The organism is Pseudomonas sp. GW456-12-10-14-LB2 (genome assembly GCF_002884345.1).
Classification (GTDB): domain Bacteria; phylum Pseudomonadota; class Gammaproteobacteria; order Pseudomonadales; family Pseudomonadaceae; genus Aquipseudomonas; species Aquipseudomonas paraglycinae.
This window is the reverse complement of sequence record NZ_POHV01000042.1, coordinates 1-18,255: the sequence shown is the minus strand read 5'-3', so window position 1 is coordinate 18,255 and position 18,255 is coordinate 1. Positions and strand designations below refer to the sequence as shown.

Annotated in this window: 6 protein-coding genes; 2 read left to right on the top strand and 4 right to left on the bottom strand. The window is 63.0% G+C overall.

Annotated features, from left to right (window positions below; translation table 11 throughout):
- Positions 1 to 67: 67 nt before the first annotated feature.
- Positions 68 to 13,069 carry a non-ribosomal peptide synthetase gene (locus tag C1X29_RS24090; RefSeq protein WP_102718523.1) on the bottom strand — a complete coding sequence of 4,334 codons (13,002 nt, stop codon included), beginning with the start codon at positions 13,067 to 13,069 and terminating at the stop codon, positions 68 to 70.
- A 380-nt stretch (positions 13,070 to 13,449) separates the two neighbouring features.
- Between C1X29_RS24090 and C1X29_RS24085 the strand changes: the two genes are divergently transcribed.
- A complete protein-coding gene (locus tag C1X29_RS24085; RefSeq protein ID WP_007955779.1) occupies positions 13,450 to 14,004 on the top strand; it encodes an RNA polymerase factor sigma-70 in 555 nt (184 codons plus the stop codon).
- 73 nt (positions 14,005 to 14,077) lie between these two features.
- Here C1X29_RS24085 and C1X29_RS24080 read toward each other — a convergent pair whose 3' ends face one another.
- From C1X29_RS24080 to C1X29_RS24070, 3 genes are all read right to left on the bottom strand, one after another.
- Positions 14,078 to 15,091, bottom strand: coding sequence for a GNAT family N-acetyltransferase (locus C1X29_RS24080; protein WP_102718522.1), 1,014 nt, complete (start codon positions 15,089 to 15,091; stop codon positions 14,078 to 14,080).
- Positions 15,092 to 15,178: 87 nt separating this feature from the next.
- The gene (locus tag C1X29_RS24075) at positions 15,179 to 15,976 is read right to left on the bottom strand and encodes an ABC transporter substrate-binding protein (protein ID WP_102686440.1); all 798 of its coding nucleotides are present in this window, start codon (positions 15,974 to 15,976) and stop codon (positions 15,179 to 15,181) included.
- Between the two features lie 91 nt (positions 15,977 to 16,067).
- Positions 16,068 to 16,691, bottom strand: coding sequence for a TetR/AcrR family transcriptional regulator (locus tag C1X29_RS24070; RefSeq protein ID WP_007955773.1), 624 nt, complete (start codon positions 16,689 to 16,691; stop codon positions 16,068 to 16,070).
- A gap of 194 nt (positions 16,692 to 16,885) precedes the next feature.
- Between C1X29_RS24070 and C1X29_RS24065 the strand changes: the two genes are divergently transcribed.
- Positions 16,886 to 18,255, top strand: a 1,370-nt coding sequence (locus C1X29_RS24065; protein ID WP_102718521.1) for an acyclic terpene utilization AtuA family protein, incomplete at its 3' end; no start/stop codon positions are given.

Genomic DNA, 18,255 nt, shown 5'->3' with positions numbered 1-18,255 from the left:
ATCGTCAACTATACAAACGTACATCCATGTACCGGTTGATAAATGTTGAGTTCACTGACGCTGAAGACTACAAGCCTTCCAGCTCTGCCATCAGGTCATTGAGCCGATCAACCTTCTCCTCGGTAATGTCGCTGGCCGCCAGCCCTTCGATGTACCCGGCCAGTTCCTCCACCGTGCTGCACTCGAACATCGCCCGCAGTGGCACATCCCGTTGCAAGGCTTTCTGCACCCGCGAAGCGATCTGCGTGGCGAGCAGCGAATGGCCGCCGAGTTCGAAGAAGTTGTCGCGTACCCCGACCTTCTCGACCTTTAGCACCTCGGCCCAGATATCGGCCAGGGTCTGTTCCAGCTCGCTGCGCGGCGCCAGGTAATCCTGGCTTTGCAACTGGCCGATCTCCAGCACCGGCAAAGCCTTGCGGTCGAGTTTGCCGTTGGCGTTGAGCGGCAACCGGTCTAGCCACAACCAGTGCAGCGGCACCATGTATTCCGGCAGTTCGGCGCGCAGGCGCTGCTTGATCCGCTCCAGCCGTTCGCTCTGATTCAGTGCGGAATCTGCGGCCACCAGGTAGCCCACCAGATGCTTGCCGTTGACGCCTTCCTGCACGCCGACCGCGCCATCGCGAACTTCCGGTTGCTCATGCAGACGCGCCTCGATTTCACCCAACTCGATCCGGTAACCGCGAATCTTCACCTGATGGTCGACCCGGCCAACGTATTCCAGCACACCGTCACTGCGACGGCGCGCCAGGTCACCGGTGCGATACAGGCGCTCGCCCGGCGCACCGAACGGATTCGGCACAAACACTGGCGCGGTGCGCAGCGGATCGCTGACATAACCACGGCCGACACCGGTGCCGGCGACGCACAACTCACCCACCGCACCCAACGGCACCAGATCCAGCGCGCCATCGAGCAGGTACAGCAAGTTGTTGTCGGTCGGCGTACCGATCGGCAGGTAACTGCCGCGAGTCGAGGCCAGGTCGACGCGGAAGAACGCCACGTCGTCCGAGCACTCCGCCGGGCCATAGGCGTTGACCAGACCGATCTCCGGGTAACGCAGCAGCCATTGGTGCGCCAGTTCCGGTGGCATCGCTTCACCGGTCGGCAACATCCAGCGCAGACCGTCGAGGCTCAGGCGATCCGAAGCGAGCATGCCCTGGATCAGCGACGGCACGCTTTCCAGCACGGTGATGCCCTGCTGTTGCACATGCACCAGCAAGCCTTGCGGATCGTGGGCGATGGTGTTCGGCACGATGTCCACCCGCGCACCGAACAGCGGCGCGGCGAGGAACTGCCAGACCGAAATGTCGAAGCTTTGCGAAGCAGTCTGGGCGATCACATCGGCGTCGCTCAGGTTCAGGTACGGCACTTTGCTCAACTGGTTGTTGAGCATGCCGCGCTGCTCGACCATCACGCCTTTCGGCAACCCGGTGGAGCCCGAGGTGTAGATCACGTAGGCCAGATTGTCCGGGCCGCTGAAGATGCCCGGATTCGCCGACGACACCGTGCCGGCCTGAACCTCTTCCCACACCAGCAAGCGTGGACGGTTGGCGCAGCTGAATTCATCCAGCAAGGTCGTCGCCTGTTCACGGCAAGCCTTGGTGCACACAAGCACCGGCGTGCGGCTGAGTTCAATGATGCGTTGCAGACGCTGGCTCGGCAGGCCCGGATCCAGCGGCAGGTAACCGGCACCGGCCTTGAAGCTGCCGATGATCATGCCCAGCAGATCCAGATTCCGTTCAGCCAGCAGCGCCACCGGTTGATCCCTCTGCACCCCGGCTGCGACCAGTGCGTGGCCGAGACGGTTGGCGTTCTGGTTCAGCTCGGCGTAGCTCAGTTGCTGATCGAGGCAACTGGCGGCAATGCGTTGCGGATGTTGCGCGACCTGCGCTTCGAACAGCTCGACGTAGCTCTTCTCCAGCGGATAGTCGTGCTCACTCTGGTTGCAGCCGTGGAGCAGGAAGTCCTGTTCCTCATGGCCCAGCAGCGGCAGGTCGGCCATATCGCCATGGAAGCCGTCGACCAGTGCCAGCAACAGACGCTTGAACTCGCCGAGCATGCGCTCGATGGTCGACTCGTCGAAGTAACGCTGGTCATAAGACAGGTGCAGACCGAGGTCGTCACCCGGATAGCAAACCGCCGTCAGCGGGAAGTTGGTGTGGGTACGGCCCGAGTCCGAGGTCGCATTGAGGCTCTGCGCACGGTCCAGCACCGAGACTTCCACCGGGGCGTTTTCGAACACGAACAGGCTGTCGAACAGCGGCTGGCCTTTCGGCAGCTCGCTCTGTTCCTGGATGTTCACCAGCGGCAGGTATTCGTACTCGCGCAGTTGCATGTTGCTGTCGAGCAGAGCGTTCAGCCACTGACGCACGCTGGCGCGCTGATCGTCCGCCGGGATCTGCACCCGCAGCGCGATGCTGTTGATGAACAGGCCGACGGTGCGTTGCATCTCCGGCATTTCCACCGGACGCCCTGCCACGGTCACGCCGAACAGCACGTCGCGATCACCGCTCATGCGGCGCAGCACCAGTGCCCACGCCGCTTGGGCGAAGGTGTTGATGGTCAATTGATGGGCCTGGGCCAGTTCGCGCAGACGGGCGCCGTCCTCGACATTCAGTCGCGTGTAGCGGTCGCCGACGATCATGCCGCCGCTTTCGCCGGCGTGTTCACGCAGGAACGGGCGGTCGCTCGGGATCGGCGTGGTGCGCTCGAAACCTTGCAGGTTCTGCTGCCACCACTGGCGCGCTTCGGCCAGGCTCTGGCGTTGCAGCCAGCCGATGTAATCGCGGTAGCGCGGCGGCACCGCCAATTGCGCTTCGCGACCTTCGCCGAGGGCGGTGTAGATCTCGAAGAAATCGTTCATCAGCAGCGAACGGCACCAGGCATCGATCAGGATGTGGTGGTTGCTCATCATGAACCAGTAACGCGCCGCGCCGACCTTGATCAGGCGTAGGTGGAACGGTGCCTGATTGAGCAGATCGAACCCGGCTTCGCGCTCGGCCTTGAGCAGCGCTTGCAGTTTCGGTTCCTGCTCGGCGTCGGCGATGGCGCTCCAGTCCAGATACTCGATCGGCGTGCGCCCCGGTGTGTGGATCACTTGCAGCATGTCTTCGCCGACGTTCCAGCAGAACGACGCACGCAACGCTTCATGACGGGCGACTACTGCTTGCCACGCCTGGGCGAAACGTTCGGGGTCAAGTTCGCTGTTGATGCGGTAGCGATCCTGCATGTAGTACAGACCGGTGCCCGGTTCGAGCAAGGTGTGCAACAGCATGCCTTCTTGCATCGGCGTCAGCGGGTACACGTCTTCGATGTGCGCCGCCGGTACCGGCAGTGCGTCGAGTTGGGCCTGGGTCAATTTTGCCAGCGGGAAGTCCGACGGCGTCAGGCCACCGGCCTCGTCCTGCAGGCAATGTTCGATCAGGCTCTGCAACTCGCCGACGTAGGCATCGGCCAGCTCGTTGATGGTCTGCGCGTCGTAGCGTTCGGCGCTGAAGGTCCAGCGCAGCAGCAACTCACCGCCGTACACCTGACTGTCGACGCTCAACTCGTTCGGCAGCGGTGCGTGCGGATCGTGGGCAGCGCCGACCGACTCATCCAGCGGACGGAACAGCGCGTCGCTGCCGAAGCTCTGGTCGAACTGGCCGAGGTAGTTGAAGGTAATCGGTGCGTTCGGCAACGCCGTCATGCTCTGACGGCTGGCATCATCGGCGAGATAACGCAGCACGCCATAGCCCAGACCTTTGTGCGGCACGGCGCGCAGTTGTTCCTTGATCGCCTTGATCGAAGCGCCCTGCCCGGCAGCCTCTTCGATGTTGTGTGGGGTCAGGCGCAGCGGATAGGCGCTGGTGAACCAGCCGACGGTGCGGGTCAGGTCGATCTCGTCGAACAGGGTCTCGCGGCCGTGGCCTTCCAGTTGAATCAGCGCCGAGGGCTGACCACTCCAGCGGCACAGCACGCGGGCCAGCGCAGTCAGCAGCAGATCGTTGACCTGCGTGCGATAGGCGCTCGGTGCCTGTTGCAGCAGTTGCCTGGTGCGTTCGGCATCCAGACGCACGCTGACGGTTTGCGCATGACGATTCTCGCGACCGCCCTCAGGACGTTCGCACGGCAAATCGGCAGTCGGACCGGCCAGTTGCGCTTGCCACCAGCTCAGTTCTTCACGCAGGGATTCGCTGCCGGCGTAAGCCTGCAAACGCGCCGCCCAGTCCTTGAAGGCGCTGGTTTTCGCTGGCAGTTTCACCGACTGATCGGCGTCGAGCTGGCGATACACGGTTTGCAGATCGTCGAGCAGAACGCGCCACGACACACCGTCGACCACCAGATGATGAATAGCGATGAACAGCCGTTGCTGAGCATCCGGCCCATCCACCAGCACCGCACGCAGCAGCGGGCCCTGGGCAAGGTCGAGGCTGCGCTGGGCATCGGCGAACAGCGCGGCGCACTTGTCCATCGACGGCACGCGAACCTGCCACAGCACGGCGGCATCGGTCACCGGTTGATGGCCTGCTTGCCATACGCCGTTGACCTCGCTGAAGCGCAGACGCAGGGCGTCATGCTGCTCGATCACCGCCAGCAACGCCTGTTCCAGACGGTGCGGTTCAAGCGCCACGGTCGGCTCCAGCAGCAACGCCTGGTTCCAGTGCTGACGCTCGGGAATCTCGGTGTCGAAGAACCAGTGCTGGATCGGGGTCAGACGCGATTCGCCCGTCACCAGACCTTGCTCGGCGGTCACGGTTTCACTGCGACTGGCAACGGCGGCCAAGGTCTGCACAGTCTGATGCTGGAACAGATCACGCGGGCTGAAGTGAATGCCCTGCTGACGCGCGCGGCTGACCACTTGAATCGACAGGATCGAGTCGCCGCCCAGTTCGAAGAAGTTGTCGTTGAGGCCGACCTGCTCGACGTTGAGTACTTCGCACCAGATCTGCGCCAGGGTTTGCTCCAGCTCGTTGCTCGGCGCCACGTAATCCTGACGATTGAGCTCCGGATCCGGTGCCGGCAATGCGCGGCGATCGAGCTTGCCGTTGGCGGTCAGCGGCATGCTCGCCAGCAGAATCAGATGCGTCGGCACCATGTAGTCCGGCAGTTGCGTCTTCAGGTGCGCCTTCAGCGCGTCGCGCAGATCGGCCTGCTCGGCTTCGCTTCGCGAAGCCACCTCGGTCACGAGATAGCCGACCAGTTGCTTGCCGCTCGGCGCATCCAGCGCCAGCACCACCGCTTCGCGGATCGAAACGTGATCGAGCAGGCGGGTTTCGATCTCGCCCAGCTCGATGCGGAAACCACGGATCTTCACCTGATGGTCGATCCGCCCCAGGTATTCCACCAAGCCATCGGCGCGCTGGCGCACCAGGTCGCCGGTGCGGTACATGCGCCCGCCATCGACGGCAAACGGGTCAGCGACGAAACGTTCGGCAGTGATGCCCGCACGCTCGTGATACCCCACCGCCAGACCGGCGCCACCGACGAACAATTCACCGGTCGCGCCTTGCGGCACCAGCGCCAGATCAGCGTCGAGAATGTAGGCCACGCGATCACCGATCACGCTGCCGATCGGCACACTGCCGGCGCCCTCTTCCAGCACTTCCGGCGCAAGACTGGCCAGCGGCATGACCACGGTTTCGGTCGGGCCGTAGGCGTTGAAGAACAGGCTCGGTTTGAACGCCGCGCGAATTCGTTGCAGGTGTTCGCCGGTCAGCGCTTCGCCACCGGTGATGATCATCCGCACCGGCAAAACCTCGTTTTGCGTCGCGAGGAACTGCGCCAACTGACTGCCGTAGCTCGGGGTGAAACCGAGAATATTGATCCGATGTTCGCGGATCAGGCCGCAGATTTCTTCCGCGTCCCACTGGCCTTGCGCACGCAGCACCACCTGCGCGCCGCTGAGCAGCGGCACCAGCAGACGCTCGGTGGCGGCGTCAAAGTTGATCGAATAGAAGTGCAGTTCGCAGTCGTCCGGACGCATGCCGAAGCGCTCGATCACCGCTTGGCAGTGCATGGCGATTTCACCGTGGGACACCACCACGCCTTTCGGCTTGCCGGTGGAACCCGAGGTGTAAATCAGGTACGCCTGATGCTGCGGCAGGCTGATAAATGGCAGCTCTGTTGCCGGGTAATCGGCCAGCGCCGCGCTGTCATCTTCCAGACACCAGTGCGCCACGCTCGGCGGCAGTTCGCCGAGGGCCTTGAACATCGCGCGGTCGCTGAGCAGCAGGCCGACGCCGCTGTCTTCGATCATGTAATGCAGGCGGTCGAGCGGGTATTCCGGGTCCAGCGGCACATAGGCGCCGCCGGCCTTGAGGATCGCCAGCAGGCCGACGACCATTTCCAGCGAACGCTCCAGCGCCAGGCCGACCCGCACTTGCGGGCCGACACCGCGTTCACGCAGGGCCCAGGCCAGACGGTTGGCGCGGGCGTCGAGTTCGGCGTAGCTCAGGGTCTGCCCGGCGAAGGTCAGGGCCGGCGCATCTTTGCGCGCCAGTGCCTGCTCGGCGAACAGGTGATGAATGCAGTGGTCGAGACGACGCTCGCCCGGCTCGACGCCAAGGCTGTCGAGCAATTGCTGTTGCTCAGGTGCATCGAGCAGCGGCAGCTCGCTGAGGCGTTGCTGCGGGTTGGCGATCAACGCTTCCAGCAGGTTGCGCCAATGTCTGGCCATGCGCGCGATGGTCGGTTCATCGAACAAGTCAGTGCTGTAGGTCAGGCAGCAACCGAGGCGATGGTCGAGGTCGGTGACTTCCAGGTTGAGGTCGAACTTGGTCGCCCGCGCATCGTTGGCCAGGTACTCGACGGTCATGCCGGCGAGCATGCGGCTCTGCTGGAATTCCCAGCGCTGCACGTTGCACATCACCTGGAACAACGGGTTGTAGGCGGCACTGCGCGGTGGTTGCAGCGCTTCAACCAGATGATCGAACGGCAGATCCTGATGGGATTGACCTTCGATCACGGTGTGGCGCACTTGCTCGAACAACTCGCCGACCGACATCTGGCCGTCGAGCTGGCAACGCAGCACCTGGGTGTTGAGGAACGCACCGATCAGGCCTTCGCTTTCCGGGCGGATACGGTTGGCCACCGGCGCGCCGATCCGCAGATCGGTCTGGCCGCTGTAGCGGTAAAGCAAGGTCGCAAGGGCGGCGGTCATGGTCATGAACAGGGTCAGACCGTTCTGCGCGTTGAACGCCCGAACCCGTGCGGCGAGATCATCGCTGAGGTCGAAACGGAACAGCTCACCCTGATGACTTTGCACCGGCGGACGCGGCCGGTCGCCCGGCAGTTCCAACAGCGGGTGTTCGCGGCCCAGTTGCGCGGTCCAGTAGTCGAGCTGACGCTGCCGCTCGCCGGACTCCAGCCAGTGGCGCTGCCACACGCTGTAGTCGAGATACTGCACCGGCAGCGGTTGCAGCGGCGATTCGCGGTCATCGACGAACGCTTCGTACAGTGCGCTGAGCTCACGGGCGAAGATGTCCATCGCCCAGCCTTCGGTGACGATGTGGTGCAGGGTCAGAACGAAGTAATGCTCCTGCTCGGCGGTCTTGACCAGACAGGCGCGCAGCAGCGGGCCGGTTTCCAGATCGAACGGCAGGTGCGCTTCATCGTCGGCCAGTTGCTGAACTTTCTGCTCGCGCACATCGGCGGCGAGTTTCGAGAAATCCTTCCAGTCCATGCGCACGCCGGTTTCGTCATGCACCTGCTGACGGGCCACGCCGTCGATGCTCGGGAACGTGGTGCGCAGGGTTTCGTGACGCAGGATCAGCGCTTGCAGCGCAGCCTCGAAACGCCCGACATCCAGCACGCCACGCAGGCGCGCCATGCCGCCGACGTTGTACGCCGGGCTGTCCGGTTCCATCTGCCAGAGGAACCACATGCGCTGCTGGGAATAGGACAGCGGCACCGGTTTGCTGCGATCAACCTTGTCGATCGGCGGCTGTTTGTTGGTGCGGCCGCTGGCCTGGGTCTGGCGGATCTGCTCGGCGAAATCACCCAGTTCGCTGTGCTCGAACAAGGCACGCAGCGGCAGCTCGACGTCGCAGGCCTGGCGGGTGCGAGAGATGATTTGCGTGGCCAGCAGCGAGTGACCGCCGAGGGCGAAGAAGTCGTCGCGTAGGCCGATCTGTTTCAGGCCCAGCACTTCGCGCCAGATCGCAGCGATCTGCTGTTCCAGCTCGGTGACCGGCTCGACGTGTTCGCGCACCTGCCATTGCGGCTCGGGCAAGGCGCGGCGGTCGAGTTTGCCGCTCGGGCTCAGGGGCATTGCGTCCAGGCGCATCAGTTGCGCCGGGACCATGTATTCCGGCAGCTCGGCAGCCAGTGCGGTTTTCAGGCGAGCGATTTGCCCATCCTGATTTTCACTGGTGTCGGTGGCGGTGAAGTAGCCGATCAGTTGCGGGCCGGCGACGGTTTCACGCACCAGCACGGCGGCCTGCGCCACGCCGTCCTGAGCCAGCAGACGCGCTTCGATTTCTTCCGGTTCGACGCGGAAGCCACGCAGTTTGACCTGCTGATCGAGACGGCCGAGGTATTCGATCACGCCATCATTTGTCCAGCGTGCGCGGTCACCGGTGCGGTACAGACGCGCGCCCTGCTCGCCCAGCGGATCGACCACGAAACGTTCGGCGGTCAGCGCCGGACGGCCGAGGTAACCACGGGCCAGGCCGATGCCGCTGATGCACAGTTCACCCGGCACACCCGCCGGCACTGGATTGAGATCGCTGTCGAGTACCCGGCAGACCACGTTGCCCAGCGGGCGGCCAATCGGCGAACGCTCGCCATCGGCCACGGTGCAATGCCAGTGAGTGACGTTGATCGCGGTTTCGGTCGGGCCATAACGGTTGTGCAGTTGCACCGCTGGCAGTTGCGCCAGCACGCGGTTGCGCAGCTCTGCCAGCAGCGCTTCACCGCCGGAGAACACGCGGCGCAGGCTGGTGCATTCGGCACTCAACGGTTCGTCGATGAACAGCGAAAGCAGCGGCGGCACGAAGTGCAGCGTGGTCACGCCGTATTGCTGAACCAGTTGCGCGATGCGATGCGGATCGCGGTGTTCACCGGGGCCGGCGATCAGCAGGCGCGCGCCAGTGATCAGCGGCCAGAAGCACTCCCACACCGACACGTCGAAACTGATCGGCGCCTTTTGCATCAGCACGTCGGTGTCGTTCAGGCGATAAGTGTTTTGCATCCACTGCAGACGTTCGGCCAACGCCGCGTGAGTGTTGCCCACGCCTTTCGGCTGGCCGGTGGAGCCGGAGGTGTAAATCACGTAGGCGAGGTTGTCGCCGTGCAGGTGCAGACCCGGTGCCTGGCTCGGCCAGTTTTCCAGGTGCAGGGTGTCCATGGCGATCACGCTGACACCTTCGCTGGCCGGCAAGCGGTCGAGCAATGCCGTCTGGGTCAGCAGCAATTCGACGCCGCTGTCGCTGAGCATGTAGGCCAGGCGCTCGGCCGGGTAATCCGGGTCCAGCGGCACGTAGGCGCCACCGGCCTTGATGATCGCCAGCAGGCCGATCAGCAGTTGCGGCGAACGCTCGGCGGCGATGGCCACGCACACGTCCGGGCCGACGCCTTTGTCGCGCAGGTATTGGGCGAGTCGGTTGGCCTGGGCGTGCAGTTCGGCGAAGTCGAGGCTGCCGCCGTCCCATATCAGGGCGGTGCGATCAGGGGTTTGCCGGGCTTGTTCGTTGAGCAGTTCCGGCAGCCATTGTTGCGCCGGGGTGCACGGGGCGATGCTCCATTCGCTTTGCTGAGTATGTTCGGCGGCGGTCAGCAATTGCAGATCGCCGATAGTTTGTTCCGGACGTTCGCAAACTGCTCGCAGCAGGTTGCTGAAATGCTCGGCGAGGCGCTCGATAGTCGCGGCGTCGAACAACTCATCGGCGTAGTCGAAGGACAGCGTCAGGCGACCGTTGCGGTCTTCTTCACTGTGCAGTTGCAGATCGAACTTGGCCTCACGGCTGTGCCACGGCAGTTCTTCGGCCAGCAGGCCCGGCAGACGCTTGAGTGCGCTCAAGTCACGCTGCTGGTGGTTGAACATGACCTGGAACAGACCTTGTTCGCGGGCTTGCGGGAAGGCTTCGAGCAGTTGTTCGAATGGCAGGTCCTGATTCGCCTGGGCGCCGAGTGCAGCTTGTCGGGTTTGCGCCAGCAGTTCGGTGAACGGCAGACGCGAATCGACGTCGGCGCGCAGCACCTGAGTGTTGATGAAGAAGCCGATCAGGCCCTGGGTTTCCAGGCGCGGACGGTTGGCGTTGGGTACGCCGATGCGGATGTCGCGCTGGCCGCTGTAGCGATGCAGCAGGCTCTGGAAAGCCGAGAGCAGCAGCATGAACGGCGTGGATTGATAGGCTTGGGCCGTCTGGCGGATCGCGTCGCTGAGGCTGATCCCCAGACGAACGCTGTGGCGTGCGGCGCTGTGAATTTGTTTGGCAGAACGCGGATGGTCGGTCGCCAGTTCCAGGGTCGGATGCTCGTCACCCAACTGCGCCTTCCAGTACGCCAGTTGCCGTTCGCCCTCGCCTTGCGCCAGCCATTGGCGCTGCCAGCTGCCGTAGTCGGCGTATTGGGTGGGCAGCGGCGCGAGTTCGGCGCGCTGGCCTTGGGAAGCGTCGGCGTACAGGCGCGAGAACTCGTCGATCAACACGTTCAGCGACCAGCCGTCGGCGATGATGTGGTGCAGGGTCACCAGCAGTTGGTGATCTTCGTCGTCAAGGCGAACCAGCGTTACCCACAGCAGCGGACCTTTCTCCAGATCGAACTGGGTGCGGGCTTCGTCTTCGCGGATCCGTTGTGCGCGGGCTTCACGTTCGCTGGCCGGCAGGTCGCTGATGTCGATCAGTTGCAGATTGAATTCGCCCGCCGCTTCGACCTGTTGCAGGGCCACGCCGTCGCGTTCGAAGAAGCGCGTGCGCAGGGATTCGTGGCGTTCGATCAGTTGCTGGAAACTGGCGCGCAATGCGTCTTCGTCCAGTTCGCCGCGCAGGCGCAAGGCACCGGGAATGTTGTAGGCGCTGCTCTGCGGATCGAGCTGCCAGGTGATCCACAGTCGGTTTTGCGCCAGCGATTGCGGCAAGGCTTCGTTGCGCGACAGTGCGGTGATTTCGCCTTGGGCGCTGCCGCCGTCCTGTTGCTGCTGCGCCACGGCGGCGGCGAACGCGGACAGGGTCGGTGCTTCGAACAGCAGGCGCAGGCTCAGCTCCAGGCTCAGTTCTTCGCGGACCTTGGCAATCACTTGGGCGGCGGCGATCGAGTTGCCGCCGAGCAGGAAGAAATGATCGTCGGCGTTGACCTGTTTGACGTTGAGTTGCTCGGCCCAGACTTTGCCGATCAACGCTTCCAGTTCGGAGGCGGACGCGGTCGACTCATGAGCGGTTTCAGCGGTGGCCGACGGGAACACCGCGTAGCTGTCGAGGCTGCCGTCGGCCAGACGATTGCGGCAGGCCGAACGTTGCAGCTTGCCGCTGGAAGTCTTCGGCAATGCGCCCGGATTGAGCAGCACAACCACGCTCGGTGCTTCCTGATAGGCCTCGGCCACGGCCTGGCGGATGGCTTTGATCAGTGCTTCAGGCGGGAGGATTTTCTGCACGCTGCGGCTGATTTCCGCCGCAATGCCGATGCCTTCTTCGCCATTCTGATTAACCGCGAATGCGGCGACGCGACCCTTGCGCACCACCTCCACTTCGTTTTCGACCGTCTTCTCGAGATCCTGCGGGTAGAGGTTGTGACCGCGCACGATCAGCATGTCTTTCAGGCGACCGGTGATGAACAGTTCACCGACGCGGATGAAACCCAGGTCACCGGTGCGCAGCCAGGTCTGGCCGGCGTGCTGGACGAAAGTCTTGGCGCTGGCCTCGGGGTTGCGCCAGTAGCCGAGGGCGATGCTCGGGCCGGTAGCCCAGACTTCACCGACGGCATTGTCGGCCAGTTCTTCAAGGGTGTTCGGCTCGACGATCAGCACCGCGTGCTCTGGCTGGCTGATGCCGCAGCTCATGATCGGACTGCCCTCGCCCGCTTCGGCGCGGTTCTGTGCCAGGGCCTGATCGTCGACGCGCAGTGCAGGAATACCTTTGCCGCGCGGTGTGCCGGCGACGAACAGGGTCGCCTCGGCCAGACCGTAGGACGCCATGAAACTGCTTTCGCTGAAACCGCACGCGGTGAATTTCTCGGCGAAGCGTTCGAGGGTGTCGAGACGGATCGGCTCGGAGCCGGAATAGGCCACACGCCAGCGGCTCAGGTCGAGACGTTCCAGCGCCGATTCGCTGACCCGCTCGCTGCACAGACGATAAGCGAAGTCAGGCCCACCGCTGATGGTGCCGCCGTACTGGCTGATCGCTTCAAGCCAGCGCAACGGCCGGCCGAGGAAGTACGCCGGCGACATCAGGATGCACGGCACACCGCTGAAAATCGGTTGCAGCAGGCCGCCGATCAGACCCATGTCGTGGTACAGCGGCAACCAGCTGACGATCACGTCGTCCGGGTTCACGTCGATGCCGAAGCCGTGGCGGATCAACAGTTCGTTGGCCACCAGGTTGCCGTGGCTGACCTGCACGCCCTTGGGCAGCGCGGTCGAGCCGGACGTGTATTGCAGGAAGGCGATGTGGTCTTGCGGCAAGGTTGGTTCGACCCAGCGCTCGGCCAGCGCAGCGTCGAGGGTGTCGACGCACAGCAGCGGTGGCGCGCCTTCGATTTGCTGCAGGGCGTCGCGCAGGTCGGCGCTGGTCAGCAGCAGACGCGGCTCGGCGTCGGCGATGATCGACAGCAGGCGTTCCTGATGGTGACGCTTGGTCGATTCCGGCGGATAAGCCGGCACCGCGATCACGCCCGCGTAAAGGCAACCGAAGAACGCCGCGACGTAATCCGGGCCGCTCGGGAACAGCAATACCGCGCGATCACCGAATCCGGTCTCGGCCTGCAATGCGGCTGCAATGGTGCGCGCACGTTGATCCAGCTCGCGATAACTGAGCACCACAGCCTGCGCCTCGGTTTCAGCGAGAAAGCGCAAGGCCAGCCGGTCCGGCGTCAGGGCCGCGCGGCGCTGGAGGGCTTGAACCAGGGTGCTGGGGAGTTCGAACGCGTCGGTCATGAGGTTTCCTGCCTGAATTCGGCTTGCTGGTGGAATCGGGTTGGCTGCGGCATGCCCGTGCAAGGCATGCGGGACACGGTCTTTGCCGACCGTGCAAGGCATTGGAATGCGGTAGGTCCGGGGCTGCGTACCCGGATCCATTCACCAATGAGAACGGATGACGTCTTGAAATAATTAGTCGGCAGGCTGGATCGCCAACGGGGCTGGGCGCTTGGGCGAGTGCGGCGGCGTGTCGCAGTTCTCAGATCGCACTGTTATGGATCATTAGTTCTCTTTCTCAATTGACAATCATTATCATTCAACATAATTTGTCGCTCGATGTGTAGGACGGCCCCGTCCCCCAGGCGTCCCACTAACCTATTGGCAGCAAGGTGATTTCCATGACGGAACAAGTATCCACAAGCAGGTGCGATTCACCGCTACTTCAGGCATTCGTCGACAATCGACTGATTCTGGTCAAGATTGCAGCCCGCATTACCGGCTGCCGGTCACGCGCCGAAGATGTGGTCCAGGATGCGTTCTTCAGACTGCAGTCGGCGCCGCCGATCACGTCGTCGATCAAGGCCCAGCTGAGTTATCTGTTCCAGATCGTGCGTAATCTGGCGATCGATCACTACCGCAAACAGGCGCTGGAGCAGAAGTACGCCGGCCCCGAGGAGGAAGGGTTGAACGTGGTCATTCAGGGCGCTTCGCCGGAAACCTCGCACATCAACTTCTCGACCCTTGAACACATCGCCGACGCGTTGACCGAGCTGCCGGTCCGCACCCGCTATGCGTTCGAGATGTACCGTCTGCACGGCGTGCCGCAGAAGGACATTGCCAAGGAACTCGGCGTTTCGCCAACGCTGGTCAACTTCATGATTCGCGATGCGCTGGTGCACTGCCGCAAGGTATCCGGCAGCCGCGCCGATGCGGTGTCCGCGAACCGTCGCTGACCTGAAACAGAGCCAAAAAAAAGATCGCAGCCTTCGTTGAAGGGCTGCGATCTTTTTTGTTTTCAGCGAAATATCACACCAGCGTGCACCGGTCGAAGAACCGCTCGCGCCCGAGAATCATCAGCGCCGCGCGCTTGTGCGGGAAATCGAATTCTTTCTCGCAGTGGAAGCACTGGTTGTGCATGTAGCCGATCATCTTCGCATTGTCGGCACGCGGTTCGGCAACGACGCGCTGCGTGCGCGGATCATCCAGAAACAGGTAGTGCACCAGCGCCGACAGCCAACTCGCCACCTTGTGCGGACCGCGATGATCTTCTTCCCCGACCAGCATGTGAATGCCGCGATCGTAATTGTCGGCATCGTAGAACGGCGCGATACGATCTTCCTTGGCCCAGTAGGCTTCGAAATAGGCAAACGGCTGATCATCGAAACAACCGATCAGGGTCAGGGTGTGCGGATCGGCGTCGAGTTTGCTCAGGTACTCGCGATGCTGTTCGAGGCTACCCTCTTCCTGCCAGAAGCTGGCCACTCGCGGACTGTTCTGCCAGCGATTGAAACGCGCCAGATCCTGCTCGATCTCCACCGTTCGCAGGGAAATCCAGGCACCGAGGCGCGCATCGAAACGGCGATAAACTTCACCGCGCGGTTTGACCGGGCGCAGCGGATGACGCTTGCCGTTGCTGATGACCATCTGCTGCGGATAGCTGCCGGTCAGCGATGTGCCGAGCCACGGTTGCGGGAGTTGCCAGAACAGCGTGCGCTCGCAGCGGTATTCACCCGCCACTTCAGTGCCCACCAGCAAACCGCTGAGCAAGGCTTCGGTCGGCGCCTGATCGAGTTGCCAGATCAATTGCTGACGCGCCGGCTCTCGGGCAAACAGCCAATAACAGGCTGCCCACAGCGCCTGGCCCGGCGGCAGTGCATAGCGCTCATCGATCTGGATCGGCCCCTGGCCTTCACGATCAAGACGCAGGCGAATCAGCGGTTGCCCGTCCAGGCTCAGGCTCAGACGGCTTTCGGTGGCATCGGCTACCAGTTGGCTGCCCGAAGGCAGGGCCAGGGCAGTCAGGTCATTCAGATTGGACATGGGTCGGGCTCACGATAATCGTCGACAGTTCAACGATGGGACGTGAGCCGGGGCGGGAAATTTAGGCCGTTCGGCAAAAACCGCCGGTCATTGATGCGGTACCGGCACCACCGCAATCTTGTACGGATCGAAGATCTTCAGCATCTGCCCGTTGTCGCGCAGGCCCTGCAGCAGCTTGCCGAACGCTTCACCGGTGATCGGCGCCTTCGGACTGAGAATCGCGTAGTGGTGGTAGATCTGGTCGATGCGCTGGGACACCAGCAACTCGTCGCGCACTTTTTCGTTGCGCAGCAGGTAATCGAACAGGTACGAGCGAGTCACCAACGCAATGTCCGCGCGCCCGCGCAAGACCATCAGCAGGTTGCTGTCGTGGGAATAGGTCAGCGTGGCGTTGTAGGTTTCGGCGAGGTACTTGGGATCGGCATTGAAGTTGGCGAATTCGTAGTGATAACCGCTGTACAGCGCCAGCCGTTTGCCCTTGAGATCCGCGAAGTAGTTCTGCTGGCGACCGGGCTTGTTCTGCGCGACGAAAATCTCTGCGTCCTCAAGCCCCATGTCGACGGTGGTGTGGGGAATGTCTTTCCAGCCCCACTCCGGATTTTCGAAGATCGCCATGTCGGTGCGGCCATCCTTGAAATCGCCGAACCGGCGAGGAATCGAGGTGGGCACCAGTTCAAAACGATAGTCGCTCTGGGCGCTGTTCAACGCGGCGACCAGTTCCGGCAGCAGGCCGGTGTCGGCGCCGTTTTCCGGGCGAATGGTGTAGGGCGGAAAATGCGCTGCGCCCACCCGAACCACCTGCGCCGCCGGAGCAGGCAATACCCATAAAGCAGCCAGCGCTGCGAGCATCAGCCCGGCGGCCGTCCGAATTGGCGAAGACTTCAAAACACCCCACTCCCCGAAAAAGTACCGATCATTGCATTCAAGCTAGGCGGTTTCGCCCAGTTAGCCAGTTTCCCGACCTGATAGAAAGCGCCTAGCGCTCTTCGAGCACCAGAATCAGCGCCTCTTCGGCCAGTTGATCCAGGCTCAGGCTGCCGCCGGCACGGAACCAGGTGGTGGTCCAGGACAGCGCGCCCGTGAGAAAACGTCGGGTAATGAACACGTCGCCACGGATGAATCCCGCCTCCTTGGCCTCGCCCAGCACTTGCAGCCAGAGGTCTTCGTAGATGTCGCGCAGCGCCAGCACCTTGGCCTGGCCGTCTTCGGACAGCGAGCGCCATTCATACACCAGCACCGCCATCGCCTCGCCGCTGCCGCCCATGATCGACTGCAATTCGCAGCGGATCAGCGCCAGCACCCGCTCGCGCACATCGGCGGCATCGGCAAGGGCCGCACGCATCAGCGCAGTGTTGTAGCGGATGGTTTCTTCCATCACCGCTCGCAGGATTTCATCCTTGCTCTTGAAGTGATGAAAGATGCTGCCCGACTGAATCCCCACGGCACCGGCCAGATCGCGAACCGTGGTGCGCTCGTAGCCTTTGTTGCGGAACAGGTGGGCCGCCACTTGCAGCAGTTTGCCGCGAGCGCTATCCGGATCGGTCAACTGGCCGGCATCGACCAGTTCACGCATGACCCTCAGGGCTTTTTGCTCGTCCACCCGTTCTCTCCTACAGTCGTTCAGTCAAATGCGCCGTACGCCGCAGAAACGGCGGGGTTGCGCGGGCAATTTAAGCCGCCGGCGGTGACCAAGCAAGCGCTTGGGCAGAAGATAATTTCAGCTGTTTACAAACCAAGCGCTTGCTTGGTAGCCTCGATGCACTTCTGTCACAGGTTGCTGAGTCGGAGATCAAAATGCCCACCACGGTTCGCATCGGATGCGCCAGCGCATTCTGGGGAGACACCTCGACCGCCGCCGCGCAGCTTGTGGCCGCAGGACAGCTGGATTATCTGGTCTTCGACTACCTCGCCGAAATCACCATGTCGATCATGGCCGGCGCACGCATGAAGGATCCGCAGGCCGGGTTCGCCGGCGATTTCATCGAAGTCCTCGCGCCTCTGTTGCCGCAACTGGCCGAACAGAACATTCGCGTCATCAGCAATGCCGGCGGGGTCAATCCCAAGGCCTGCGCCGCCGCGCTGCAAGCGGCCTGCGACAAGGCTGGCGTGGCGCTGAAGATCGCCGTGCTGTCGGGCGATGACCTGCAACCCCAGTTCAAACAACTGGCCACCCAAGGCATCACGGAAATGTTCAGCGGCGCCCCGCTGCCACCGATGTGCGTGTCGACCAACGCCTACCTCGGCGCGCCGGGCATCGTCGAAGCCCTGCGCCTTGGCGCCGACATCGTGATCACCGGCCGGGTGGTCGACAGCGCAGTGGTCAGTGCCGCGCTGGTGCACGAATTCAGCTGGTCCTGGCACAACTACGACAAACTCGCGCAAGCCGCCCTGGCCGGGCACATCATCGAATGCGGCGCGCAGTGCACCGGCGGCAACTTCACCGACTGGCGCGACGTGCCGGATTACGAACACATCGGTTTCCCGATCGTCGAAGTCAGCGCCGACGGCCAGTTCATCGTCAGCAAACCCGAAGGCTCCGGCGGACTGGTTACGCCACTGACCGTCGGCGAGCAGATGCTCTACGAAATCGGTGATCCGCAGGCCTATCTGTTGCCCGATGTGGTCTGTGATTTCAGCCAGGTCAAACTCCAGCAACAAGGCAAAAACGCCGTCCGGGTCCACGGCGCCAAAGGCTTGCCGCCCAGCGACCAATACAAGGTCAGCGCAACGTATCCGGACGGTTTCCGTTGCACCGCCAGTTGCCTGATCGCCGGCATCGATGCCGTGGAGAAAGCCCGGCGCGTCAGCCAGGCGATTCTCGACAAAACCTCGGAGATGCTCGACCAGAAAGGTCTCGGGCCCTACACCGAAACCCACGTCGAACTGCTCGGCAGCGAAGCCACCTACGGCCCTCACGGCCAGCGCCGGGACAGCCGCGAAGTGGTGATTAAACTCGCCGTGCGCCACCCGAACAAACAAGCGTTGATCCTGTTCTCCCGGGAGATCGCCCAGGCCGCCACCGGCATGGCGCCAGGGCTGACCGGGATCGTTGGCGGACGGCCGACGGTATATCCGTTGATCCGGCTGTTCTCGTTCCTGATCGACAAAAGCGCCTGCACATTGCAGATCGACATCGCCGGCGAATCTCACCCGTTCACCCTGCC